The organism is Alistipes montrealensis, from assembly GCF_018362775.1.
Classification (GTDB): Bacteria; Bacteroidota; Bacteroidia; order Bacteroidales; family Rikenellaceae; genus Alistipes; species Alistipes montrealensis.
The window spans coordinates 150,084-172,910 of the sequence record NZ_JAGYXY010000001.1 but is presented as its reverse complement, the minus strand read 5'-3'; the positions used below and the strand labels follow the sequence as shown (position 1 = coordinate 172,910).

Below are 22,827 nucleotides of genomic sequence, written 5' to 3'. Positions count from 1 at the left end.
CATCCTCTGGAAAGAGGATGTCTTTTTTTGGTAGGATCCGGGAGCGGTTACTCCATGTCCAGCGGCATGGATTTGATCACCGCTTCGTTGGCAGCCTTGATTCGCTCGGGGTTCACCTTCATCACCTTTCGGTCGTAGGTGAACAGGCCGTTCACTTCGCCTTCCACGTCGGTCGTTTGGGTGTAAACCGCACCCGAGAAGCCGAGACGCACGTATTTGATGAGGTTTTTGGCGTATTTCTCATACTCGGCCGTCACCTGGTCCGAGTTCTTGAACTGCACGTAGCCCCAGTTGCGTTTGTTCCACCAGAGGTGTCCTTCGAGGGCCATGCCGATACCGCCGTACTCGCCCAGCACGTTCACGCGCTGCGGGTCGAAGAGTTTCATGGCGGGACCCGGGTAGTTGTGCAGGTCGAGCATGTGGCCGCAGGGACGGTGGTTACCGCCGCTGGCGGGGTTGACCAGGCGCGAAGGATCGTACTCCATGGTCCAGTTTACGATGCGCTCGGTGTCGAACTGACCCCATGCCTCGTTGAACGGAACCCATACCACGACGCTCGGGGAGGACATGCAGAAATCCATGATCTCTTTCCACTCCTTGCTGAAGTTGTCCTTCGACTCCTGCGTACGGTCCTTGTCCGTGCCGCCGTTGTAGGTGTACATTTCCCACTTGTTACCCATGTCTCCCGAGGGCATGTCCTGCCATACGAGAATACCTTCGCGGTCGCAGTGGTAGTACCAGCGTGCCGGCTCTACCTTCACGTGCTTGCGGATCATGTTGTAACCCAACTCTTTGGTTTTCACGATGTCGAACAGCAGCGCTTCGTCCGTAGGTGCGGTGAAAAGTCCGTCCGGCCACCAGCCCTGATCGAGCGGTCCGAAGTGGAACAACGGCTTGTCGTTGAGCGTCATGCGTGCGATCCCGCCCTTGTCGCGCAGGATTCCGATCTTACGCATGGCGGTGTACGAATCGACTTTGTCGACGGTTTTTCCGCCCTGTTTGAGCGATACCTCCATGTCGTAGAGGAACGGCGAGTCGGGGCTCCAGAGTTTCGGCTCGGCGATACCCAGGCGCAGCGGGCTGCCGGGGAATCCCGTCGCCGAAGCTACGACCGTACCTTTGTCGAGAATCTTCACCTCCACCAGGTCACCCGTCGCGCAGTTTTCGGCTGCTACGGTTACGGCGATGTTCTTCTGGTCCAGGTTGGGAATGGCTTTGATACCCGAAATATGGCTCTTAGCCACGGGCTCGATCCACACGGTCTGCCAGATGCCGCTTACCGGCGTGTACCAGATTCCGTTGGGATTCTGCACCTGCTTGCCGCGGGGCTGGTAACCTGCGTCCGTTCCGTCGAATACGCGTATGACCAGCTTCTGGTCGCCCTTGGCGTTCAGGTAGGGCGTAATGTCGAGCGAGAACGGCGTGAAACCGCCCGTGTGGGAGCCTACGAGGATGTCGTTTACGAATACGTCGGCTTTCCAGTCCACGGCGCCGAAGTTCAGCAGCACGTTGCTGCCTTTCCAGGCGGCGGGCACGCTGAACGTACGACGGTACCACAGTTCGTCCTTGTCGGTGACGGTTTTCTGTACACCCGACAGCGACGATTCGACGGCGAAGGGTACGAGAATCTTTCCGTCCATTTTTTTAGGTTCCATGGCGCCGATCGGCTTGATGGCGTAATCCCACAGGCCATTGAGGTTCATCCACCGGGAACGTACCATCTGGGGACGCGGGTATTCGGGAAGCACGTTGGCGGGGTCGATTTTTTCGGCCCACGGCGTCTTGATTTTGTCGCCCGCGGGTTTCCACTGGGCAAAGGTGCACAGCACGCTCAGTGCCGCCACGGTTGTCAGAATCGTTTTTTTCATTACGAATTAATAAAAGAATTGGGTTATGGATTTATTGGTTCTTCTTCTTTTTGAACTGTCCGGGGTAAGGTTCCACCATGCAGCGCTTCGCCCAGGTTTCGTAGGCCGCTTCCAGTTCCTGGAGCTTGGCGGGGTTCTCTGCTGCGAGGTTGTGCTGCTCCGAGCGGTCGTCGCTGAGGTTGTAAAGCTCCCAGGGGCGTTTGTTGCCCTGGCGGACGATCTTCCAGCCGTCTTTCGAGATGAACGCGCGTTCGTTGAAGTGCTCGAAGCCCAGGTAGTCGTGTCCTTCGCGCCGGCCTTTGCGCAGCACGGGTACGAGGCTCTTGCCTTCCAGCGGAATGATCTCGTTGCCGTCGTATGAAGTGGGGTAGTCGGCGCCCGAGAGGTCGAGGCAGGTGGCCATGATGTCCATCACGTGCCCCATCTGGTCGGTCACCTTCCCTTGCAGGCTCTTCTTGAGGCCTTTGGGCCAGTGGGCGATCACGGGGGTGCAGATGCCGCCGTTGAACGACTTGGCTTTCCAGAAGCGGAACGGCGTGTTGGCCACGTTGGCCCATTTGGCGCCGAGCGATGCATAGGAGGTCTCGGGACCGGGCATCACCTCTTTCTTTTTCGGGTAGACGATGGCGCGTCCGTCGCGCGTCATGTCGGGACGGTCGTTCTCACCGGGCGAGTAGTTCTGGCACTGCTCGCTGCTGCATCCGTTGTCGGAGAGGAAGATGATCAGCGTGTTGTCCATCTGTCCGTTCTTTTCCAGCGCTTCCAGCACCCGGCCGATGCCCTGGTCCATGCGGTCTACCATCGCGGCATGTACGGCCATCGCGCGGGCGTCCCATTCGGCCGTGGGATTGTCTTCCCATTTGTCGTTGAACTGGCGCTGCGAAAGGAAATCCTCCTGTCCGGGGAAGATGCCCAGTTGTTTGATCCGCTCGTACCGCTGGTTGCGGATGGCCTCCCAGCCGACTTTGTAGGTGTCCTTATACTTCTCGATGTCCTCCGGCAGGGCATGCAGCGGCCAGTGGGGCGCCGTGTAGGAGAGGTAGAGGAAGAAGGGCTTGTCGTCCTTCGCATATTCGTTCACATAGCTGACGGCCTTCTGCGAAAGGTCGTCCGTTACGTAATACCCTTCGGGGACTTCGCGTACGGGCTCTTCGCCTTCTACGAGGCTGAACGGGTCGAAATAGTTCACCACGCCGTAAATCGTGCCGTAGAACTTTTCGAATCCGCGGTGGGTAGGGTAGTTGATTTTGTCGGCGAACTCCTCGTGGTAAACATGGTGGGCCAGCCATTCGCGCTGGTCGGGGCGCAGGGGCGTCTCGGCGATGTGCCACTTTCCGACCATGCCCGTGTGATAACCCGCTTCGCGGAGCGCCTCGGCGATGGTCACGGCGTTCTTCGACAGCGTGCCGCGGTATCCCGGCAGGTGGTCGTCGAAGGTCATCCGGCCGATTCCGGCCTGATGCTGGTAAAGCCCCGTGAGCAGCGACGCGCGGGTCGGGCAGCTGCGGCTCGTATTGTAGAAATTGTTGAAACGCAGGCCTTCGGATGCCAGCCGGTCGAGGTTCGGGGTGTGGATTTCACCTCCGTAGCAGCCGATGTCCGAAAAACCCAGGTCGTCGGCCAGGATCACGATCACATTGGGCCGCGCGTCCTTTTTGGGTTTGGCCGCACATTGCTCACTCTCGGCGGCCGCTGCGGTCAGGAGCGAAACCGGAAGAATTAGTTTACTTGGATTCATCGTTCGTTGTGTTAAGCTTTTTAGATGTAGATTTTACGCCTGATGGCTTTTTCAGCGCTTTGCCGATCGGTTCGGGTTTTCCTAACTCCGGGGTTCCCTCTGCCGAAAATCCGATTTTCTGCATGCGTACCGTGCGCGAATAGGGCCGGTAGGGGTCTCCTACGATATCGCGGGCCATGTAAACCAGGAAATACTCGGTTCCGTCGGGCGAAGGGATGATGAAGGGGGACCCCGGGGCATAGACGCCCGCCGCGGCCGGAGTCTGGTTTTCCGCTGCTTTTTTCCACGAAGGGTCGTTCATCGAGAAGACGGGCTTGCTCTTCTTTTTCCACGACGCGGCGTTGAGCAGGTCGCTGCCTTTCGCTGCCGACAGTTCGCCGATTGCGTAGTAGGGGGTCCACATGGCGCTGGCCGAATAGTAGATGTAGAGCCGGTCCGTGCGGTCGTTCCCGAAGAAGAACGGAGCCTCGTTGACATAGACCGGGTATGCGGTTTTATACCCGTTGGGGTTTACCCATTGCCGTTCCCATTCGTATTCGGGGACCGAAATCCGTACCCGGGAGGTGCTTTGCGTCCAGGGGTTTTCCAGCTTGGCGATGTAGATGCCCTGCGTCTCGGCGTAAACACGGCGCGACTCCCATCCCGACCAGATCATGTAGAGTTCCCCGTCGTATTCGAAAGCATGGGCGTGGATGGCCCAATTGTCGTCCGGATCGGTTTTGATCCGTCCGCGCATCGTAAACGTCCCTGTGCGGGGATCCTTTTCCTGATTTTCCAACACGTATATCTGGTGGTTGTCCGTGTTGCCGTCGTCGGCGCTGAGGTAGATATACCACTTTCCGCGGATATTCACAAGCTGGGGATGCCAGATGTGGAGCAGCCCGTATTCCTGTTTGGCCCGGCACACGACGCAGGGCTCGGACTGTTCGAGCCGTGTCGGGTCCGCGTCGGCATAGAGTCCCAGGTTGCCGTTCGAATTGGTAATGTAATAGTACAATCCTTCGTGGAAAAAGATCGACGTATTTTCGTATTTGAGGATGATGGGATTTTCGAAGAGGTCGTCGTCGGCCGTCTCTTTTCCTGCGCACGAGGTGAACAGGGCGAACAGCAGACTCGGAATGATCAGGCCCGCAGTCCGGCATAGCGACGCAGTATTTACGGGGATTTTCATAGTTGGGTCGGTTTTAAGGTCTTGTTTCCGAATACAAATTTCGGAAATAATAATTCTTTACCCGCTATATTTTGATCAGAAAAAAGCAGGATTTAGTCAAAATAGGCCTGGAGGTGCTTCATTGACGGAAATATGTCGTCGATTGGTCAAATATTGGTGTTCCGGACCGGCGAATCTGTCTAAATTTGTATGCAAATCAAAAAAGCGTTTTTTATTTATGCCACTCTTCAAAAGCCCGGCCCTTGCCTTCGTTTTCTGCGTCGTTTTCGCCTCGGGCTTCGCAGCCGCGGACCGGGGCGGCGAATATGCCCGGCGCGCCACGGCGACGCTCGATTCGCTCTATACCTATTATTCGGTTCCGGGGACTCGGTTACTCCGGGAAAACTATCCCGACGACGCTTCCTATAAAGCCACCTACCTTGCCGGGGAATCCGCCGCCAATCAGTTTTCCTACCTGTGGCCCTTCTCGGGAACGCTCTCGGCTGTCGCCGTGCTGGTCGAAACGCAGGGGTGGGAGACCTACGGCCCTCTGCTCGACTCGGTGGTGCTGCCCGGGCTGCGGGAATACGGCGATGTGCGCCGCCGGCCTTTCGCCTATGCCTCCTATATTGCTTCGGCGCCGGCTTCGGACCGTTTCTACGACGACAATATCTGGCTCGGTATCGACTTTACCGACCTTTACACCGCAACCCGTCAGCAGCGTTTTCTCAACGAGGCGGAGCGTATCTGGCTTTTTATCGCCAGCGGAACCGACGACAAACTCGGAGGCGGCATCTATTGGTGCGAGCAGAAAAAAGGTTCGAAGAACACCTGCTCGAATGCCCCCGGGGCTGTCTTTGCCCTGAAACTCTACCTGGCGACCGGCAAAGAGCACTACCTCGAACAGGGCCGCATCCTTTACGAGTGGACGCGCAAACGGCTTCTCGACCCCTCCGACAACCTCTATTTCGACAATATCTCGCTGAAGGGAACGCTCAACAAGACCAAGTTTTCCTACAACAGCGGCCAGATGATCCAGGCGGGCGCCCTGCTTTACCGCATCACCGGCAAGAAACGCTACCTTGCCGAAGCGCGCGAGACGGCAGCGTCCTGCCTGTCCCATTTTTTCCGGCCCCTCCACAAGCCCGGCGGCGGTTCCGTCCGAATCCTGCGGCGTGACAAAATCTGGTTCGATGCCGTGATGCTGCGCGGATTTATCGAACTTTACCGTGAAGACGGCCGTGAGGTGTATCTGGATGCTTTCCGCGAGACACTCGACCATGCGTGGACGCATGCCCGCGACAGCCGGGGTTTTCTCGCCGACTGGAGCGGCCGGGGCCGCGAGGGGCGCAAGTGGTTGCTTTCACAGGCTGCGCTGGCCGAGATGTTTGCCCGGATGGCAGACGTAACCGACTAACCGAACTTTAAAATCATATTGAAAAAGATGAAGAAAAACACAAAAATCCAAATTTTCGCCCTCGCCGCTTTGTTTAGCGTCGTCGTATGCTCGGGGGCGTCCGCCGCCCAGCTTATTGTCTCGGATGCGACACGCGTTTCTGCCGTAGTTCCCGACTACACTCAAACGAAGCGTCCGTCGGCATCGGAGCGGTTGTTCCAATCGTCGGCCGTCGAATCTGAGATCGCACGAATCAAAGTTGTCCTTACGAACCGGAAACTGGCTTGGATGTTCGAGAACTGCTTTCCCAATACGCTGGACACGACCGTTCGCTACCGCACGGACGATAACGGCAAGGACGATACGGTGGTCTATACGGGCGACATCCATGCGATGTGGCTCCGGGACTCCGGGGCCCAGGTGTGGCCCTACCTGCAACTGGCCCATAAGGACGAACACCTTCGTCGGATGCTCGCCGGTGTGATCCGTCGGCAGATGAAGTGCATCGAACTGGACCCTTACGCGAACGCGTTCCTGGACCCCTACGATCCGAACCCGGACCACCAGTGGATGAAGGACAAGACGCAGATGCGCCCTGAACTCCACGAACGCAAATGGGAGATCGACTCGCTGTGCTACCCGCTTCGCCTGGCCTACGAGTACTGGAAGATCACGGGCGACGCTTCGGTCTTCGACGAACACTGGCTTGCCGCGGTAAAGAATATCCTCCGTACGTTCCGCGAACAACAGCGCAAGGATGGTGTGGGTCCCTATACGTTCCAGCGTCGCACGGAACGCCAGTTGGATACGGTCTGCAACGACGGCAAGGGCAACCCTGTCAACCCGGTGGGCCTTATCGCCTCGGTGTTCCGTCCCTCGGACGACGCCACGACGTTCCTGTTCCTGGTTCCCTCGAACTTCTTCGCTGTTACGTCGCTTCGCAAAGCTTCTGAAATCCTGACGAAGGTGAACAAGGAGAAGTCGCTGGCTTCGGAGTGCCGTGCTTTGGCCGACGAGGTGGAGACGGCTCTCCGGAAATACGCGACCTGCGATCACCCGGAATTCGGGAAGATCTACGCCTTCGAGGTCGACGGCTACGGGAACCGCTTTTTGATGGACGACGCAAACGTCCCGAGCCTTCTTGCTATGCCCTACCTGGGTGATATGGATGTGAAGGACCCTGTTTACCGGAATACGCGCCGTTTCGTCTGGAGCGAATCGAACCCTTACTTTTTCAAAGGCTCGGCGGGCGAAGGTATCGGAGGTCCCCATATCGGTTACGACATGATCTGGCCGATGAGTATCATGATGAAGGCCTTCACGTCTACGGACGACGCCGAGATCAAACGCTGCATTGAGATGCTGCTGACGACGGACGCCGGCACGGGCTTCATGCACGAATCTTTCCACAAGGACGATCCAGCGAAGTTTACGCGTTCGTGGTTCGCGTGGCAGAACACGCTGTTCGGGGAGCTGATCCTGAAGCTGGTGAATGAGGGCAAGACGGATCTGCTGAACAGCATCACGGTTCAGTAAAGGCCGAAACACAGAAAATAAATGCCGGAGTCCCAGACTCCGGCATTTTCTGTTTTCAGAGGTTGTGCGACAGCGGTGCGGGAACCGCTCCGCTCAGGTCGTAACCGCCCCAGCGTTCGGCGATTTGGTCGAGCGTTGCGAACAATTCCGCGATGTCGAGCGACGTTACGAGTTTCAGCCGCGTGGGCTTGAAGTCGGGCAGCCCCTTGAAGTAGTTGGTCATGTGGCGCCGCATTTCGAGGATGCCGACGTGGTCGCCTTTGATTTCGAGCGATTTCTGCAGGTGCTCTTTTGCGATGGCCACCCGTTCGACGACCGATGGCTGCGGCAGTACTTCGCCCGTCGCGAGGAAGTGTTTCACTTCGCGGAATATCCACGGCCGGCCGTAGGTCGCACGGCCGATCATCACGCCGTCCACACCGTAGCGGTCGAACATCTCTTTGGCTTTGGGACCCGAATCGACATCGCCGTTGCCGATGATCGGAATGTGTATCTGCGGATTGTTCTTTACCTTCCCGATCAGCGTCCAGTCGGCTTCGCCGCGGTACATCTGCGCCCGTGTGCGGCCATGGATCGTGAGGGCCGCAATGCCCGTATCCTGTAACCGCAGGGCTATTTCTTCGATATTTTTCGATTCCTCGTCCCATCCGAGGCGGGTTTTCACGGTTACGGGCTTTCTGACTGCCGCCACGATCTGCCGTGTCATTTCGACCATCAGCGGCACGTCGCGCATCATACCCGAACCGGCTCCGCGTCCGGCGATCTTCTTCACCGGGCATCCGAAATTGATGTCGATGACATCGGGATCGGCCGCTTCGGCCATGCGCGCCGCTTCGACCATCGGTTCGATCAGGTGTCCGTATATCTGAATGCCTACGGGGCGTTCCGTGTCGTCGATTTCGAGCTTCTTGAGCGATTTCGCCGCGTCGCGGATCAGGCCGTCCGACGAGATGAACTCCGTGTAGACCATGTCGGCGCCGAAGCGTTTGCACATGTAGCGGAACGACGGATCGGTCACGTCCTCCATCGGCGCGAGCAGCAGGGGGCGTTCGCCCAGTTCGATGTCTGCTATTCTCATAATTGTTGTTTCTGGCTGACGAGGATTTTGTCGATACGCGCCCCGTCCATGTCCACGATTTCAAACGTGAAACCGTTCCATTCCAGCTTCTCGCCCGTGGCGGGAATGTGGGCCAGGTGGTCGAGGATCAGGCCGCTGACGGTGTTGTAGGCGTTGTGGGGGAGGACGTTTTCCATGCCGAACCAGGCAAGGAAATCGTAGAACGGGCATTGCCCGTCGACCAGGCAGCTGCCGTCTTCGCGCTGTATGATGTCGGGCTCTTCGCGCGAATCGGGAAGTTCGCCGACGAGGGCTTCGAAGATGTCGCGCAGGGTAATAATGCCCCGCGTCACGCCGAACTCGTCGCAGATGATGCCGTAGCCCAACTGCTCGCTGCGCAACTGTTCGAGGGCGTTGTATACCTCGAATCCTTCGTGAAAGAATTTTGCCGGGACAACCTGTGCGCGCAGGTCGAACCCGTCGTCGCCCAGGTGGAGGAACAGGTCTTTGAGGTAGACCACGCCCAGCAGTTTGTCGAGGCTTCCTTCGGCGACGGGGTAGCGGTTGTGCGGGGCCCGGGCCACCAGTTCGCGAATTTGCGCGGCATCCATCGCAGCATCGATCCACACCATGTCGCTGCGGTGGGTCATGATCGACTCCACCGTGCGGTCGCCCAGCGAGAAGACGCGTCCCATGATTTGCTGTTCGACTTTCTGCACTTCGCCGTCCTCGGCGCCTTCCTGGATAATCGAGCGGATTTCCGCCTCGGTGACTTTGCTTTCGGCCCGTTGCATCCCCAGCAGCCGGGTGATCCCCGATGTGCTTTTGGAGAGCAGCCAGACGAAGGGCGACGCTACGATCGAAAGCCACCGCATCGGGCGTGCGACGATCTTTGCAGCCCGTTCGGCGGCGTTCATGCCGATGCGTTTGGGGACCAGTTCGCCGAAGATGATCGTGAGGTAGGTGACTACGATGATGATCGTGACCTGTGCCGTGATGGTCGCCGTGCGCAGCGGAATACCCAGCCGGGCCAGGTCGCTGCCGAATTTCGTTGCCAGCGTGTCGCCGGAGTAAATACCCGTGAGAATGCCGATCAGGGTGATGCCGATCTGTACTGTCGAAAGAAACCGGTCGGGGTCTTTGGCCAGCTTCAGGGCTTGGCGCGCCCCTGCGCTGCCTTGCCGGGCCTGCATCTCCAGATTCGACCGGCGGGCCGATATGAGTGCGATCTCGGACATGGCGAACAGTCCGTTGAGCAGGATCAGCAGTAGAATGACGAGAATTTCCATGGAATGTCTTGTCGGTTTTGTGTTGCAAAGATAGTACAAGCCGGGGCAAAACCAAAGAATATCGCGGCTCGGGATTGGTTATTCGCCGAAAAACGCTAAATTTGCAGGCAAAATCTATTGGATATGAATATCGAAACCTTTATTTCGGATGCGGTCCGCCGGTCGGTGGAGGCGCTTTACGGTGAGCTCGGCGACGAGCAGTTGCAGATTCAGAAGACCCGCAAGGAGTTCGAGGGCGACTATACCCTCGTGACGTTCCCGCTGCTCCGACGAAGCCGCAAGTCGCCCGAGGCTACCGCTGCCGAGATCGGCGAATATATGACGGCTAATGTTCCCGAGATCGCGTCGTTCAACGTGATCAAAGGTTTCCTGAATCTTTCGCTCGACAGTGCGTTCTGGGCGGCCCGCTTCGCCGAGGTCGCTGCCGACGCGCAGTTCGGGCAGGCTCCCGCAACGGGCCGCACCGTGATGGTCGAGTACTCCTCGCCCAACACCAACAAGCCGCTCCACCTGGGGCATATCCGCAACAACCTGCTGGGTTACTCCGTGGCGCAGATCCTCAAGGCCAACGGCCACACGGTCATCAAGGCCAACCTGGTGAACGACCGAGGCATCCACATCTGCAAGTCGATGCTGGCCTGGAAACTCTACGGGAACGGCGAGACGCCTGCATCGTCGGGTATGAAGGGCGACCACCTTGTAGGCAAGTATTACGTGGAGTTCGACAAACACTATAAAGCCCAGGTCAAGGAGCTCATGGCGCAGGGACGGTCGGAAGACGAGGCCAAGAAGAACGCCCCGGTCATGCTCGAAGCGCAGGAGATGCTGCGTAAGTGGGAGGCCAAAGACCCGGAAGTCTACGGGCTTTGGGAGACGATGAACGGCTGGGTCTACGAAGGCTTCGATGTGACCTACAAAGCGCTGGGTGTCGATTTCGACAAAATCTATTACGAGTCGCAGACCTACCTGCTGGGCAAGTCGCTCGTCGAGGAGGGGCTCAAAAAGGGCGTTTTCTACCGCCGCGAGGACAATTCGGTGTGGATCGACCTCACGGCCGACGGACTCGACGAAAAACTGCTGCTGCGCGGCGACGGTACGTCGGTCTACATGACGCAGGACCTCGGCACGGCCTTCCGCCGCTTCGAGGATAATAAACTCGACGACATGATCTACGTCGTGGGCAACGAGCAGAACTACCATTTCCAGGTCCTGAAACTCGTGCTCAAGAAACTGGGCTATGCCGACTGGAGCGACCATATCACCCACCTGTCCTACGGCATGGTGGAGCTTCCCGAGGGCAAGATGAAGTCGCGCGAAGGCACGGTGGTCGATGCCGACGACCTGATCGAAGGCATGGTCGCCACGGCCCGCGAAATGTCGGCCGAACTGGGCAAACTCGACGGATGCTCGGAGGAAGAGGCTTCTGCCGTTTCGACGATGGTCGGACTGGGAGCGCTCAAGTACTTTATATTAAAGGTCGACCCCCGAAAGACGATGTTGTTCGATCCCCGCGAGTCGATCGACTTCAACGGCAATACGGGTCCCTTCATCCAGTATACCCACGCGCGTATCCGTTCGGTGCTGCGCAAAGCCGCTGAGGCCGGAATCGACTTCGAAGGAGCCGCTGCCGCCGATTACCTGCCCGAGGAGATCGACCTGGTGAAAGCATTGACGGAATACCCCGCCGTGGTGAAGGCCGCCGGCGAGAACTTCGCGCCGTCGGTCGTCGGAGCCTATGTCTACGAACTTGCCAAGCAGTTCAACGGCTACTACCACGATCATTCGATCCTCAAGGAAGAGAACGCCGAGGTGCGCAAGATGCGCCTTAGGCTGGCGCAGCAGGTCGCCCGCGTCATCAAGGAGGGCATGAAACTGCTGGGCATCGACGTTCCCGAACGGATGTAAGATTTTGAAAAAGGATCAGGCCGAATGTTACATTCGGCCTGATTTTTTATGTGAAGAAGGGGATCACTCCGTTTCCAGCATTTTAAGAATGCGGCCGTCGTCGGTTTTCCATTCCAGCAGGCCATTTGCACAACGGCCCATAATGATGCTTGCGGCCGTAGAGGGACTGGAAAATAATGTATCCTTGGTAAACCGGAATACGCCTCCTTCTTCTGCCACTACTATTTTGTCGGCGAGCAGTTTTTCGCGTAAATGCTGGTAATTTTCGGTATAAGAGAGTGTTACGGAACCTGCCATTAATGAGTCTTTCATGACGACGAATCCTTCCGTGGTGCTGATTCCTTGGGCATTTGCTCCGCGGGCTCCGTGTAAAAAAAGCATTCTGGTGTTTTTTTTCGTATTCGATTCTGAGAGCAGTGGATCGAAGATCTTGAATCCCAGTGTGCCTATCAGTAATTTGATATTTGCGATAAATTCCTCCATCTCGGCCTCGTCAGGTTCGGAAATGGTTGATCGGGTAGGGGTGTTTGAATTTTCCAGTTTGTAGCGGCCAACTTTATCGGCGTCTTCGTATAACCTGTTTTCTATGTATTTGATATGGGCCTTATTCAGGTTATTGTCTTTGCTGATAAACACGATGACATCGTTCCAGAAATCCTTTTGAGAGAGGTGTTGTGTCAATCGTTTCAGGATGCCGTCGGCTTCGCCGATATACGCCAGACCTTCTTTATCGGTATTGTCGGACTTGCCGAATAGGATGTAAACACCGGCGTTATCCATATCGTTTCGATCCGCGCATTGTCGGACGTAGGCTCTCGGGAGACGGTATGCTTTTCCATTCCAGTTGGACAATTCGCAACTGATCCGCCCCTCTGCGGAGCCATCCATTAGAAACAGGGTTATTTTCTTGCCATAAGTCATGCTACATATATTTTCTTCGAAGTTACGAAAATATTATTGGAAATCGTGCTGTTGAAAGAGTGAAAATACGGATTCTAAACAGTGGTACGAATCTTGCGAGAGGTGAGGGCATGTTAACTAACACTAATTTAGCGTGAAAACATTTGTATCAACATTCGCTCTTTCTCTCGCGTTGTGTGCCGCTGCCGGAGCGACGGCCCAAACCAAGAGTGCGGTCCCGGTGCCTGCGGCCGATACCGTATTACTGTCGGAGACTACCGACGGAGACTACATCGTACGCAGGTTTATGGTCAAAAGCCGTGGTGACGCCGACTATTCGATCCGCTACCAGATCAACCTGGCGACGCTCAACGCCACGCTCAACGGCAATCCGCAGGAACTGGACCAGCTCAACGGTTTTGTGGGCAACCTGATGAAGGATACCCTGAAACAGGTTCAGTCCGTGACGATTACGGGTTATTCGTCGCCTGACGGCCCGGTGAAATTCAACGAAGCGCTGGCCGCCAAGCGAGCCAACGATTTCAAGACCTACGTCGACAAAAAGTACGATTTCTCGAAGAAGTACAAGGTGACGGTCAATTCCGTCGCCGAGGATTGGGAGACCTGCCGTGCGCTGGTCGCACAGTCGTCGATGCCCGACAAACAGTCCGTGCTGAATATTGTCGACGGCAAGCAGTCGCCCGACCAGAAAGAGATCGCGCTCAAAAAGATGCCCGCCGCGTGGGACTACCTGAAAAAGGATATCCTGCCGAAACTGCGCCGTGTCGAACTGACGATCAACTACGGCGCCGGCAACGTCGTCGAGCAGCGCACGATGATTCCGAAGCCCAAACCGGCTCCGCAGCCCCAGGCCGCCCAGGAACCTTACGTAGTCGTCGATGAGCAGGTCAACGGTATTATCGTCGAGATGCCGAACGACCGCGAAGCCAAGAAGGAGATGCGCGAGGAGTCCAGGGAGATGAAGAAGGAGGCCCGTGCCGCCGAAAAACTCGCCAAAAAGGAGGCCCGCGAAGCCGAGAAGATAGTCCGCCAGCAGGAGAAGGCTGCCAAGAAGATCGCCAAAAAGGAGGCTAAAGCCGCCAAGAAAGCCGAGAAGGCCGCCAAAAAGACCTACAAGGACCTTCAGAAAATGTAATCAGAAAAAGATTCCGGATTCCCGGAATCTTTTTTTTGTCCGCCCGTGTCCCGCAATTATTTCCCGGGGCCGCAGCCTGAAAATGTTTGATAATCCGAAACGTTTTACTACCTTTGTCGAAGCAAAAATTTTAAAATCGACTGAATATGGCAAATTTACGTAACCTGAAGAAGGAGATTGACTACCGCCTTGAGGAGGTTGTTTTCGACTGCGATATGGCTATTTGTTTCCAGCCTTCGAAAGAGAAGGAGATTTTCGAGGTGATGCAGGAGGCTGTCGGCGTTCGCAACGACTTGTTCGCCAAAGCAATGAATCCCGCCGAGCCGCACAATCCGTCGCTCGTTCGCAAGCACTATGCTGCCCTGCGCGCCGAGATGGAGGATGTTTTCGGCAAACTCTTCGAGAAGCTGAGCAAAATTAACGAGACCAAGTAATTTCCGGTTCTCCCGGGCATTTTCGCCCAGTCTTGTCCGCCCCGAACGGTAACCCCGTCCGGGGCGGACTGTGTTTTAGGGAAACCTGTTTTGCGATGATCGGAAACCGGCGCCGGTTACTGTTTGGTGACAAACCATTCGAAAACGGCCTGCATGACGAGTGTGCCGCTATGGTCGTACAGGCAAACCTCTACTTCCAGCAAGGCGCGTCCTTTTTGGTCCAGGGCTTCGAGAATCTCGTTTTTCCCTGTATTCAGGAATGCAGCATTCGAATAGACGGTTCCGAAGGCCGGTTTCCGGTATTTTACCGCTACTTTCCGGACGACCGGGACGATATCAGGCAGCTTGTCGAACTGCCCGAGCAGGAAATGGCCGCTCGTCGCCTCCGCCAGTGTGAACAGGGCGCCGGCATGAACGCTATTCAGGTGATTGAGATACTCGGTTTTGTCGTCGAGCATCAGCAGGTAGTCCTGCCTGTCGGCGTATTTCAGGCCGATGAACTCGTTGAACGGTAGTCGGGTCACATCCATGATCAATGTTTTTTGCCGGTTTATTCGTGGTCGCAGCAGCAATCGCCGGGATGGTGTTCCAGCACGGTGTGGGGAATATGTCCGTGCGATACCAGTTGAATCGGACAGTCGTAGTTGCGCAACTGCTCTTCGGTCAGCACGTTAGAACGGTGACGATGTACATGGCGGTTGACGCAGACGATCTCTTTCACGACGCTGGTAATCGTTCCGATGTCGTGCGAAACCATGACGATCGCCATGCGTTTGTTCAGCTCGTGCAGCGTGCGGTAAAGTTCCTTTTCGAATTTGTTGTCCACGAAATTCGCCGGTTCGTCCAGGATCAGCAGCTTCGGGTCCGAGATCACGGCCCTCGCCAGCAGCGCCCGCTGCATTTGACCGCCCGATACCTCGCCGATGGGGCTGCGGGCTGTTCCGGCGATTCCCGAGGCCGTCAGCAGTTCCATCGCCTTGGTGCGGTCCTCCTTCGTGTAGCGGGTGCGGAATCCGCGGCGGCCCTGCAATCCGGATAATACGACTTCGAGCACCGAAATCGGGAATGCGCGGTCGAAATCCGAGATCTGCGGCATGTAGCCGATCAGGCGTTCCTTTCCCCGGAACAGTTCCGGGGCGAGTTTCAGTTCGCCCGTGTGGGGTACGGTTCCCAGAATCGCTTTCACGAGCGTTGTTTTTCCGCCTCCGTTGGGACCGATAACACCCAGGAAATCGTTGTCCGCAATCTCCAGGTCGACGTGCTGAAGGGCCTCGTAACCGTCGTATGCGACACTCACGTCGCGCAGCGTTACCAGATTCATTGTGCCGTGATTAAGTCGGTCATTGCGTCGATGTTGGCGATTGCGTCTTCGCCCAGCGGGTCGATTTCCACATATTCGGCGTCGATGTCGCGGGCGATGATCTCCACGGTCGATGCGGGAAACTGATTCTGGTAGAAAATCCGCCGTACGCCGTCCTCGCGGGCCTGTCGGATGATCGCTGTCAACTGTTTGGCCGATGGCTCTTTGCCGTCGGCCTCAATAGCCACCTGCCGCAGCCCGTAATCGCGTGCATAGTAGGTGAGTGCAGGGTGGTAGACGATGAAGTACTCTACGCCGCTTTGGGCGATCTTCTCTGCCGTACGTGTGTCGAGGGCTTGCAGTTTCTCCTGCAGCCGGTTGTAGCCGGCTTCGTATTTCACCGAGTCGGGATAGGCTTTGCGAATCGCTTCATAGGCGTTTGCCGCCATCTTTTGCAGGGCTTTCGGCGAGGTCCAGACGTGGGGATCGACGCCGTGGGCATGTGCGTGGCCGTGACTGCCGTGCGAACAGGACCCTGCAATCAGGTCGATGCCGCGGCTCAGGTCCACGACTTTCGCCTGGTCTTCGACTTTGCCCAGCAGCGCCGTTTCGAAGTCGATAAGTCCCACGTTGAAAACGAGTTGCGCTCTGTTCAGCCCCACGAACTGCCGGGGAGTCGGTTCGAACGTCTCGGGGCTTGCCCCGGGAGGTACGAGCACTTCGATTTCGAAATCGTCGCCTACGATTTCCTCTACGATGTTGCGCAGCGGGAGTATCGAAACGTAAAACGTATTTTCCCCGGCGGGCTGCTTCGGGGTGCAGGCTGCGAACAGCAGGGCTGCCAATAGGTATGTCGCGGATTTATACATGGTTTATAATCAGTTGTTTGTAATTAATGCAGTAGGGTAGCCTCTTTTGCTTTTTATATGCAATGGTCAGGCCGATGGCGATGGCGATCGTTCCGAATCGCAGGATGTTGGCGCCGATTCCGCCGACGGCGCCGCTCGCACTGACGCTGAAGACGATCCACGGCAGGTTCATCAGCGTGTGGAGCCAGACAACGCACCAGAGATTGAAATTCCATTCGGCGTAAATCCAACTGAAGAAAACGCTTCCGGCCGCCGTTACCCCGAATGCGCCCAGCGCCGATTGTAGGTCGTGCCCTTGGTAGAGGTGCAGCGAACCGAATGCCACGGCCGTCAGCAACGCCGCGGGCAGGAATCCCCAGCGGGCGTAGCGGAAAAGTTGTCCGAAAACGAATCCCCGGAAAACGAGTTCCTCGAAGAATCCGGCGATCACGACACGGGTCAGCAGGTGATCCGCGGAAACCTCCCGGTCGAAGGTTCCCATGCAGGCGTATCCAATCAGCATCGGCAGGGTAGCGAGCACCCCGAAAAGCGCCCCGGATCCGAATCCGCGGGATAACCCCATCGACGACGCGATTTCGTTCGGGCGGTGCAGCAACAACAGCGCGGCCGCCGGGATCAAACCCGCAACGACATAGTTTACAAAGTAATGTGCAGCCTGCGAACCCTCTGTAAACGCCCGGAACGGCCATCCGCCGAGGTTGAAATACCACACGGCGAAGAAAAGCGCAAAGGCCGTGAGAATGATGATCGAATGCCTCATGGATAGATACCTGAATTAATAGTGCAAAGGTAGTGTTTTTTTCAGGAAAAACGGATGGCCCGCTAAAAAGTGCACCCTGCAAACGGGAGGTTTGCAGGGTGCGTTGCACGGGAACAGGCCGGCTATTCGTAGTGGAATGTCGCCGGGCGACCGTCGTCGTCCGAACTCTGGGCGATCCACAGGCGGAATTCGCCTGCCTCGGGCCGCCGTACGAAGTCGGCGTTCAGGAAGGCGATCTCCCGCTCGGAGACCTCGAACGTTACGGTTTGCACCTCACCCTTGCGGAGGGCGATTTTCCGGAATCCCTTCAGCTCTTTGACCGGGCGCGTGACGCTGGCCGCCACGTCGCGGATGTAGAGCTGTATGACCACCTCGCCGTCGCGCCCGCCCGTGTTGCTCACCCGGGCCGAGGCCGTGATCCGGCCTCCTGCCGAAAATGTGTCGCGGTCGAGCGTCGGTTCCGAAATTTCGAATGTCGTGTAACTCAGTCCGTGTCCGAAGGCGTAGAGCGGTTCGTTCACGATGTCGAGGTAATTCGAACGGTAGCACCGTCCGGTCTGGCCCGGGGCCGCGGGGCGCCCCGTGTTTTTGTGGTTGTAGTAGACCGGAATCTGCCCCGCGCTGCGCGGGAAGCTCATCGTCAGCTTGCCCGAAGGGTTGTAGTCGCCCGACAGCACGTCGGTAATGGCGTCGCCCGCCGTCGTTCCCGGATACCACGCTTCGACGATCGCTTTGAGGTGCGCATGCTCCCAGCTCAGGTCTAACGGCCTGCCGCTCAGCACCACGAGGACCACCGGCTTGCCCGTGGCCTCCAGGGCCCGGAGCAGGTCGCGCTGCGCGCCCGGCAGGGTGATGTCGCTGCGCGATGCCGTTTCGCCCGACCAGTCGTAGTGTTCCCCCATGGCCGCCACCACGATGTCGGCCCGCCGCGCAGCCGTCACGGCCTCGGCGAAGCCGCTCCGGTCGTCGGTCGTCAGGTCGCATCCCGCAGCCGTGATAAAGCGGACGGCGGTCCCTGCATAGCGTTTAGTCAGGCCTTCCAACAGCGTCACGCTCTCTTCGCGTACGCCGCTTCCGGCCCATGCGCCGTTCAGGCTGGCGCGTTCGCTAACCATCGGACCCACCAGCGCCACGGTCATCCGGCTGCTGGGGTCGAGCGGCAGCACGCCTCCGTCGTTTTTGAGCAGCACGATCGACCGCACCGCAATCTCCCGGGCCTTGGCGCGGAATTCGGGCTTGCCGAGCGTTTCGCGTTCCCGCAGGCTGTCCAGATAACGGTAGGGGTCGTCGAACAGCCCCAGCAGAAACTTCTGGCGCAGGATGCGGCGTACGGCGTCGTCGATCTGCCGGAGGCTCACCCTCCCTTCGTCGAGCGAGCGTCGGAGGTATTTCAGGTAGACCGCCCCCGTCATGTCCATGTCGATCCCGGCGTTCAGAGCCTTCTCCCCGGCCTCCTTTTCATCTGCGGCAATGCCGTGCGGAACCAGTTCGTTGATGCCCGTGTAGTCCGATACGAGGACCCCTCCGAATCCCCATTCACCGCGCAGGATGTCGGTCATCAGATGACGGTTCGCCGTCGCCGGGATGCCTCCGATCTCGTTGAACGAGGCCATCAGCGAGCCGACGCCAGCTTCGACCGTCGCCCGGAACGGCGGCAGGTAGACTTCGCGCAGCGTGTGCTCCGACATGTCCGTGGTGTTATAGTCGCGGCCCGCCTCCGCGGCTCCGTACGCCGCGAAATGCTTTGTGCAGGCCAGCACGGTTTTGGTACTGCCGAGGTCGCCGCCCTGAAACCCTTCGACGCGCGCCCGGGCGATCAGCGACCCCAGGTAGGGGTCCTCGCCCGCACCCTCCATCACGCGGCCCCAGCGGGGATCGCGCGTGATGTCCACCATCGGGGCGAACGTCCAGTTAATGCCTCCGGCGGCGGCCTCCTCGGCCGCGATGGCCGCGCTCTGGCGCATCAGTTCCGGGTCCCACGTGCAGCTTTCGCCGAGCGGAATCGGGAAAATCGTGCGGTAGCCGTGTACAACGTCGTAGCCGAACAGTACGGGGATTTTCAGCCGCGAATGTTCGAGTGCCTCGCTTTGCAGCCGGCGGATTCCTGCCACGGTGTACCCGTTCAGGATCGAACCGACCATGCCTTTGCGGAGGTATTTCCGGTAATCGTCGGGCATGATGGCCCCCGTAACGTCCCAGTTGCAGGAGAACTGCGACATCTGGCCGATCTTTTCGTCGAGCGTCATCTGTTTCAGGAGCGAATCCACTTTGCGGTCGGTGTCGTCATATCCGACCGGACCGGTGCATCCGCCGAACGTTACGGCCGCCAGCACGGCGGTAAGACGCCATTGTTTTGCCGCCTTCATCGCACCGGGGTGATTTTGGCCGCAAATCCGCCGCCCGGGGCCATTCGGACGGTGATTTTCCGGTCGGCCGGAACAGTCTCCGTATGCTTTCGGTAGTCGCGGGCCGCGCGGTCGGCGTTCGGTCCGTCGGCGTAGCACTCCGCCTCGAAATTGCCGTCGCCCAGGAATGCGAGGTCCAGCATCAGTTCGCGGGCGTTCCAGTCGGTCATCGCACCCACGTACCAGGTCTCTCCGCTGCGGCGTGCCGTTGCGATGTATTCGCCGACGCGGCCCGTGAGGATGCGGGTTTCGTCCCAGACGGTGGGGATCGCGGTCATGAACGCGAGGCATTCCGGTTCGCTGCGGTAGTTCGAGGGGCTGTCGCAGAGCATGTTGAGCGGCGATTCGAAAACCACGTACTGCGCCAGTTGGCGGCAGCGCGTGCCCTGGCTCATCGGCTCGGAGTAGACTGCGCGGTACGATGATTTCGAGGCGTTGCGCATGGCTCCCTGCGTGTAGTCCATCGGGCCTGCGACCTGGCGGATGAAGGGAAGCTGTACGTCGTAGGTCACCTGGTCGATCTCGTTGGCCCATTTGAGTTGCTCCAATCCGTCCACGGCCTCGAAGTTGATAACGTTGGGGTAGGTGCGCTGCAATCCTGCGGGCTTGCAGGTTCCGTGGAAATCGAGCATCAGTCCGTAGCGGGCGGCGATTTGTGCGGCACGGTGGTGAAAATCGACCATCTGCTGGTCGTCGCGGTTCATGAAGTCGACCTTGAAACCCTTGACGCCCATCGCGGCGTAGTGCCTGCACACGCCTTCGATGTCGCGGTTCAGGGCGTTGTACCCGGCCCAGAGTATGATACCGACGTTTTTCGAAGCGGCATAGTCCACGAGCATCGGCATGTCGATCTCCGGTACGACCTGCATCAGGTCCGCCGTGTAGAGTTTCGTCCAGCCTTCGTCGAGGATCACGTATTCGATGCCGCGTTCGGCGGCGAAGTCGATGTAATATTTATAGGTGTCGTTGTTTACGCCGGTCTTGAAATCGACGCCGTAGAGGTTCCAGTCGTTCCACCAGTCCCAGGCCACTTTGCCGGGCTTTACCCACGAAAAGTCGCCTTCTGCGGGCGTGGCGAGCGCGTATACCAGGTCGTTGTCGGCCAGTTCCGCGTCTTCTGCGGCCACGATGACCACGCGCCACGGGAAGCGCGCCGGACCGTCGAACCGGGCGATGTAGGGCTCGCGCCCCTCGACGACGCCCTCCAGCCCGTTATGCCCTCCCGGGACGACTTTGGCGGGGTAGGGTGCGAATACGCCCCGGAGCGACATGCCCGGACCTTCGGGCGAGAGGTACATGCCGGGATAGTCGAGCAGGTCGGCCTCCGTGATGCAGAGCTTCTTGCCGCCTTCGCCTTCGATCAGTATGGGCAGGAAGGCCAGCACGCCGTCGCGCCAGGCCGATAACTCCGAATACACGTATTTGTTTTCGAACGAGTTCCAGAACTGGATTTCGGTGGTCGCTGTGCCGCGCTCGCCCCGCACATAGGGGATGTAGGCCTTGTGGTCGGCCGGAAACCGGAAGGCGGCCCGTTCGCCGACCACGGTAAATGGTTTGCGCCCGGTCGTTTCGAACCGGTAGGCCATGCCCGAGTCGTAGGCGCGGAAAATGACGTTGTACCCTTTGAACCGGAGGGTCAGTTCGTTGTATTTGTCTTCGATCGACTGCTTGCGGTAGATGGGCGTGGCGATCACTTCATCCGTACTGCGCCGCGACGTGCCCGAAAGACGGTCTCCGGCGCCCAGCACGCGGCCGTCGCCGAGCGTCAGCGACAGCGGCGAATCGCCGAGCATCAGATCGTCCCCGTGGTAGAGGTGGTAGGTGATGCTGTCTGTGGCCGCCACCTCGACGCGAAGCGTTCCGGAGGGCGACTGAAGGGTGAATTTCCGGGGTGCGGCCGCTGTGCCCAGGGCCGTCAGAAGGCACAGGGCCAAGGTAAGCAGATGTCCTGTCAGTTTCATGGATTAAGAATTTTTTTGGGTTGAAAAAACGGCCTGTGAGCGTTGAATCACAGGCCGTCGGAATCAGTGTCAGAAGCCGTATTTCGCTGCGATTGCGGCATATTGCTCGTCGGTGATGCGAACCATCACGCCGTGGCGGGCGTTCGGGATGCCGATGACGTACTGGCGCCACGTTGCTGACTCGATGTCCGGAGCTTCGAACCGGACGTATTCGGTCGGGTAGCGCTCCGCGAAGATGTACCACCCTTTGCCGTCGGGCTGCTCGACGATGGTCGGCGCCTCGTGCCAGTTGTCGGTTTTTCCGGCTTCGGTTTTCGGGGTCACGACGCTGATCGGTTCGCTGTAAGGTCCCGTCAGGGCCGCCGATTTGCTGATCAGTACGGTTTTACCCGTGGGAGCGATGTCGTTCGAACGCTCGTCCTTGAAAACGGCGTAGTACGAGCCGCCGATCTTGCGGATGATGGCGTCGATCGTCGCTGCGTCCCTGAACTCTTCGCTCTTGAAGTCGAACAGCCGCGCGGGTTTGCTGTACGTCTTGAAATCGGCCGTCGTCATGTAGAACGTGCGCATCTCGCTCCACCACTGGTCCGAACCCTCTGCCACCTCATTGCGCGAAGCGTGCCACGTGATCAGGTATTTGCCCGAATCCGCGTCGTAGAAGAGTTTCGGGGCGCTGTACCAGCCATCGGGATGGTATCCCGGCGTGTCCATGATGGCCGCATCGGGAATCGCTCCGTCGGTCTGCCACGTCACCAGGTCCGTGGAAACCCACAGTACGAGCGATTTGGGCAGCGTGCGCGTCACGCCGATCATGAGGTAGCGTCCGTCGGCGCCCTTGATGATGTCGGGATGGCCGCTGTAACGGGGTTCGATCGTCTTGTCGTCGTTCAGGACGGTCCATTGTTTGGCGTCCTTGCTGATGTAGTAGTATATCCCGCCGTAGTCCGAGTCTTTCATGTGGGCGAAAAGGTAACCTCCTTCGGCGGGCGTGTCGGGGGTAGGGGTGTTTTTTGTGTCGCTGTCGCATCCGCAGCATCCGATCAGGTTGAGCAGCAGTACCGTAGCGATATATAATATGTTTTTCATTGCTTTGTTTTCGGTTT

Annotated in this window: 18 protein-coding genes; 5 read left to right on the top strand and 13 right to left on the bottom strand. The window is 58.2% G+C overall.

The window, feature by feature from the left end; all coding sequences use genetic code 11:
* Window positions 1–47: 47 nt before the first annotated feature.
* From KG007_RS00735 to KG007_RS00725, 3 genes are read right to left on the bottom strand one after another with little or no spacing between them, the layout of a single operon-like run.
* A complete protein-coding gene (locus KG007_RS00735; protein WP_213346894.1) occupies window positions 48–1,868 on the bottom strand; it encodes a glycoside hydrolase family 2 protein in 1,821 nt (606 codons plus the stop codon).
* Window positions 1,869–1,899: 31 nt separating this feature from the next.
* Window positions 1,900–3,606, bottom strand: a complete 1,707-nt coding sequence (locus KG007_RS00730) for an arylsulfatase (RefSeq protein WP_195458111.1) — start codon at window positions 3,604–3,606, stop codon at window positions 1,900–1,902.
* Window positions 3,593–4,777: a glycoside hydrolase family 43 protein gene (locus KG007_RS00725; RefSeq protein ID WP_213346892.1), complete on the bottom strand. Its 1,185-nt coding sequence runs from the start codon at window positions 4,775–4,777 to the stop codon at window positions 3,593–3,595. The genes KG007_RS00730 and KG007_RS00725 overlap by 14 nt, the downstream gene beginning before the upstream one ends.
* A 217-nt stretch (window positions 4,778–4,994) precedes the next feature.
* Here KG007_RS00725 and KG007_RS00720 point away from each other — a divergent pair, with 217 nt between their 5' ends.
* Both KG007_RS00720 and KG007_RS00715 read left to right on the top strand, forming a co-directional pair.
* Window positions 4,995–6,173, top strand: coding sequence for a glycoside hydrolase family 76 protein (locus tag KG007_RS00720; RefSeq protein WP_213346890.1), 1,179 nt, complete (start codon window positions 4,995–4,997; stop codon window positions 6,171–6,173).
* 27 nt (window positions 6,174–6,200) lie between these two features.
* Complete coding sequence (locus KG007_RS00715; RefSeq protein WP_213346889.1) at window positions 6,201–7,688, top strand: glycoside hydrolase family 125 protein; 1,488 nt, start codon at window positions 6,201–6,203, stop codon at window positions 7,686–7,688.
* Between the two features lie 55 nt (window positions 7,689–7,743).
* On the opposite strand, the gene dusB is transcribed toward KG007_RS00715, so the two are convergent.
* Window positions 7,744–8,766, bottom strand: a complete 1,023-nt coding sequence (dusB, locus tag KG007_RS00710) for a tRNA dihydrouridine synthase DusB (protein ID WP_213346887.1) — start codon at window positions 8,764–8,766, stop codon at window positions 7,744–7,746.
* Window positions 8,763–10,034, bottom strand: a complete 1,272-nt coding sequence (locus tag KG007_RS00705) for a hemolysin family protein (RefSeq protein WP_213346885.1) — start codon at window positions 10,032–10,034, stop codon at window positions 8,763–8,765. The genes dusB and KG007_RS00705 overlap by 4 nt, the downstream gene beginning before the upstream one ends.
* 123 nt (window positions 10,035–10,157) lie before the next feature.
* Here KG007_RS00705 and argS point away from each other — a divergent pair, with 123 nt between their 5' ends.
* The gene (gene argS, locus KG007_RS00700; protein ID WP_213346883.1) at window positions 10,158–11,939 is read left to right on the top strand and encodes an arginine--tRNA ligase; all 1,782 of its coding nucleotides are present in this window, start codon (window positions 10,158–10,160) and stop codon (window positions 11,937–11,939) included.
* Between the two features lie 63 nt (window positions 11,940–12,002).
* On the opposite strand, the gene KG007_RS00695 is transcribed toward argS, so the two are convergent.
* Window positions 12,003–12,860, bottom strand: coding sequence for a GIY-YIG nuclease family protein (locus tag KG007_RS00695; RefSeq protein WP_195460102.1), 858 nt, complete (start codon window positions 12,858–12,860; stop codon window positions 12,003–12,005).
* A 133-nt stretch (window positions 12,861–12,993) separates the two neighbouring features.
* Between KG007_RS00695 and KG007_RS00690 the strand changes: the two genes are divergently transcribed.
* Window positions 12,994–13,995, top strand: a complete 1,002-nt coding sequence (locus KG007_RS00690) for a hypothetical protein (RefSeq protein WP_288237668.1) — start codon at window positions 12,994–12,996, stop codon at window positions 13,993–13,995.
* A 146-nt stretch (window positions 13,996–14,141) separates the two neighbouring features.
* Window positions 14,142–14,429: a hypothetical protein gene (locus KG007_RS00685; RefSeq protein ID WP_195460103.1), complete on the top strand. Its 288-nt coding sequence runs from the start codon at window positions 14,142–14,144 to the stop codon at window positions 14,427–14,429.
* Between the two features lie 116 nt (window positions 14,430–14,545).
* Here KG007_RS00685 and KG007_RS00680 read toward each other — a convergent pair whose 3' ends face one another.
* From KG007_RS00680 to KG007_RS00650, 7 genes are all read right to left on the bottom strand, one after another.
* Window positions 14,546–14,959: a DUF4442 domain-containing protein gene (locus tag KG007_RS00680; protein ID WP_213346881.1), complete on the bottom strand. Its 414-nt coding sequence runs from the start codon at window positions 14,957–14,959 to the stop codon at window positions 14,546–14,548.
* A gap of 20 nt (window positions 14,960–14,979) precedes the next feature.
* Window positions 14,980–15,750 (bottom strand): metal ABC transporter ATP-binding protein, encoded by a 771-nt coding sequence (locus KG007_RS00675; RefSeq protein WP_213346879.1) that lies wholly within the window; start codon window positions 15,748–15,750, stop codon window positions 14,980–14,982.
* On the bottom strand, window positions 15,747–16,598 hold the full coding sequence (locus KG007_RS00670) for a metal ABC transporter solute-binding protein, Zn/Mn family (RefSeq protein WP_213346877.1): 852 nt from the start codon (window positions 16,596–16,598) through the stop codon (window positions 15,747–15,749). Before KG007_RS00670 ends, KG007_RS00675 begins: the two co-directional genes overlap by 4 nt.
* Window positions 16,591–17,358: a CPBP family intramembrane glutamic endopeptidase gene (locus KG007_RS00665; protein ID WP_213346875.1), complete on the bottom strand. Its 768-nt coding sequence runs from the start codon at window positions 17,356–17,358 to the stop codon at window positions 16,591–16,593. Before KG007_RS00665 ends, KG007_RS00670 begins: the two co-directional genes overlap by 8 nt.
* A 122-nt stretch (window positions 17,359–17,480) precedes the next feature.
* Window positions 17,481–19,724, bottom strand: coding sequence for a glycoside hydrolase family 3 N-terminal domain-containing protein (locus KG007_RS00660; protein ID WP_213346873.1), 2,244 nt, complete (start codon window positions 19,722–19,724; stop codon window positions 17,481–17,483).
* Complete coding sequence (locus KG007_RS00655; RefSeq protein ID WP_213346871.1) at window positions 19,721–21,724, bottom strand: glycoside hydrolase family 97 protein; 2,004 nt, start codon at window positions 21,722–21,724, stop codon at window positions 19,721–19,723. The genes KG007_RS00660 and KG007_RS00655 overlap by 4 nt, the downstream gene beginning before the upstream one ends.
* A gap of 69 nt (window positions 21,725–21,793) precedes the next feature.
* Window positions 21,794–22,810 carry a glycoside hydrolase family protein gene (locus tag KG007_RS00650; protein ID WP_249413202.1) on the bottom strand — a complete coding sequence of 339 codons (1,017 nt, stop codon included), beginning with the start codon at window positions 22,808–22,810 and terminating at the stop codon, window positions 21,794–21,796.
* Window positions 22,811–22,827: the final 17 nt, after the last annotated feature.

Excerpts from the sequence above, each read along its gene's own strand:
- KG007_RS00685 (WP_195460103.1), top strand. The coding sequence starts at position 14,142 with ATGGCAAATTTACGTAACCTGAAGAAGGAGATTGACTACCGCCTTGAG.
- KG007_RS00660 (WP_213346873.1), bottom strand. The coding sequence starts at position 19,724 with ATGAAGGCGGCAAAACAATGGCGTCTTACCGCCGTGCTGGCGGCCGTA.
- KG007_RS00655 (WP_213346871.1), bottom strand. The coding sequence starts at position 21,724 with ATGAAACTGACAGGACATCTGCTTACCTTGGCCCTGTGCCTTCTGACG.
- KG007_RS00705 (WP_213346885.1), bottom strand. The coding sequence starts at position 10,034 with ATGGAAATTCTCGTCATTCTACTGCTGATCCTGCTCAACGGACTGTTC.
- KG007_RS00665 (WP_213346875.1), bottom strand. The coding sequence starts at position 17,358 with ATGAGGCATTCGATCATCATTCTCACGGCCTTTGCGCTTTTCTTCGCC.
- KG007_RS00675 (WP_213346879.1), bottom strand. The coding sequence starts at position 15,750 with ATGAATCTGGTAACGCTGCGCGACGTGAGTGTCGCATACGACGGTTAC.
- argS (WP_213346883.1), top strand. The coding sequence starts at position 10,158 with ATGAATATCGAAACCTTTATTTCGGATGCGGTCCGCCGGTCGGTGGAG.
- KG007_RS00720 (WP_213346890.1), top strand. The coding sequence starts at position 4,995 with ATGCCACTCTTCAAAAGCCCGGCCCTTGCCTTCGTTTTCTGCGTCGTT.
- KG007_RS00670 (WP_213346877.1), bottom strand. The coding sequence starts at position 16,598 with ATGTATAAATCCGCGACATACCTATTGGCAGCCCTGCTGTTCGCAGCC.
- dusB (WP_213346887.1), bottom strand. The coding sequence starts at position 8,766 with ATGAGAATAGCAGACATCGAACTGGGCGAACGCCCCCTGCTGCTCGCG.
- KG007_RS00715 (WP_213346889.1), top strand. The coding sequence starts at position 6,201 with ATGAAGAAAAACACAAAAATCCAAATTTTCGCCCTCGCCGCTTTGTTT.
- KG007_RS00680 (WP_213346881.1), bottom strand. The coding sequence starts at position 14,959 with ATGGATGTGACCCGACTACCGTTCAACGAGTTCATCGGCCTGAAATAC.
- KG007_RS00735 (WP_213346894.1), bottom strand. The coding sequence starts at position 1,868 with ATGAAAAAAACGATTCTGACAACCGTGGCGGCACTGAGCGTGCTGTGC.
- KG007_RS00730 (WP_195458111.1), bottom strand. The coding sequence starts at position 3,606 with ATGAATCCAAGTAAACTAATTCTTCCGGTTTCGCTCCTGACCGCAGCG.
- KG007_RS00650 (WP_249413202.1), bottom strand. The coding sequence starts at position 22,810 with ATGAAAAACATATTATATATCGCTACGGTACTGCTGCTCAACCTGATC.
- KG007_RS00725 (WP_213346892.1), bottom strand. The coding sequence starts at position 4,777 with ATGAAAATCCCCGTAAATACTGCGTCGCTATGCCGGACTGCGGGCCTG.
- KG007_RS00695 (WP_195460102.1), bottom strand. The coding sequence starts at position 12,860 with ATGACTTATGGCAAGAAAATAACCCTGTTTCTAATGGATGGCTCCGCA.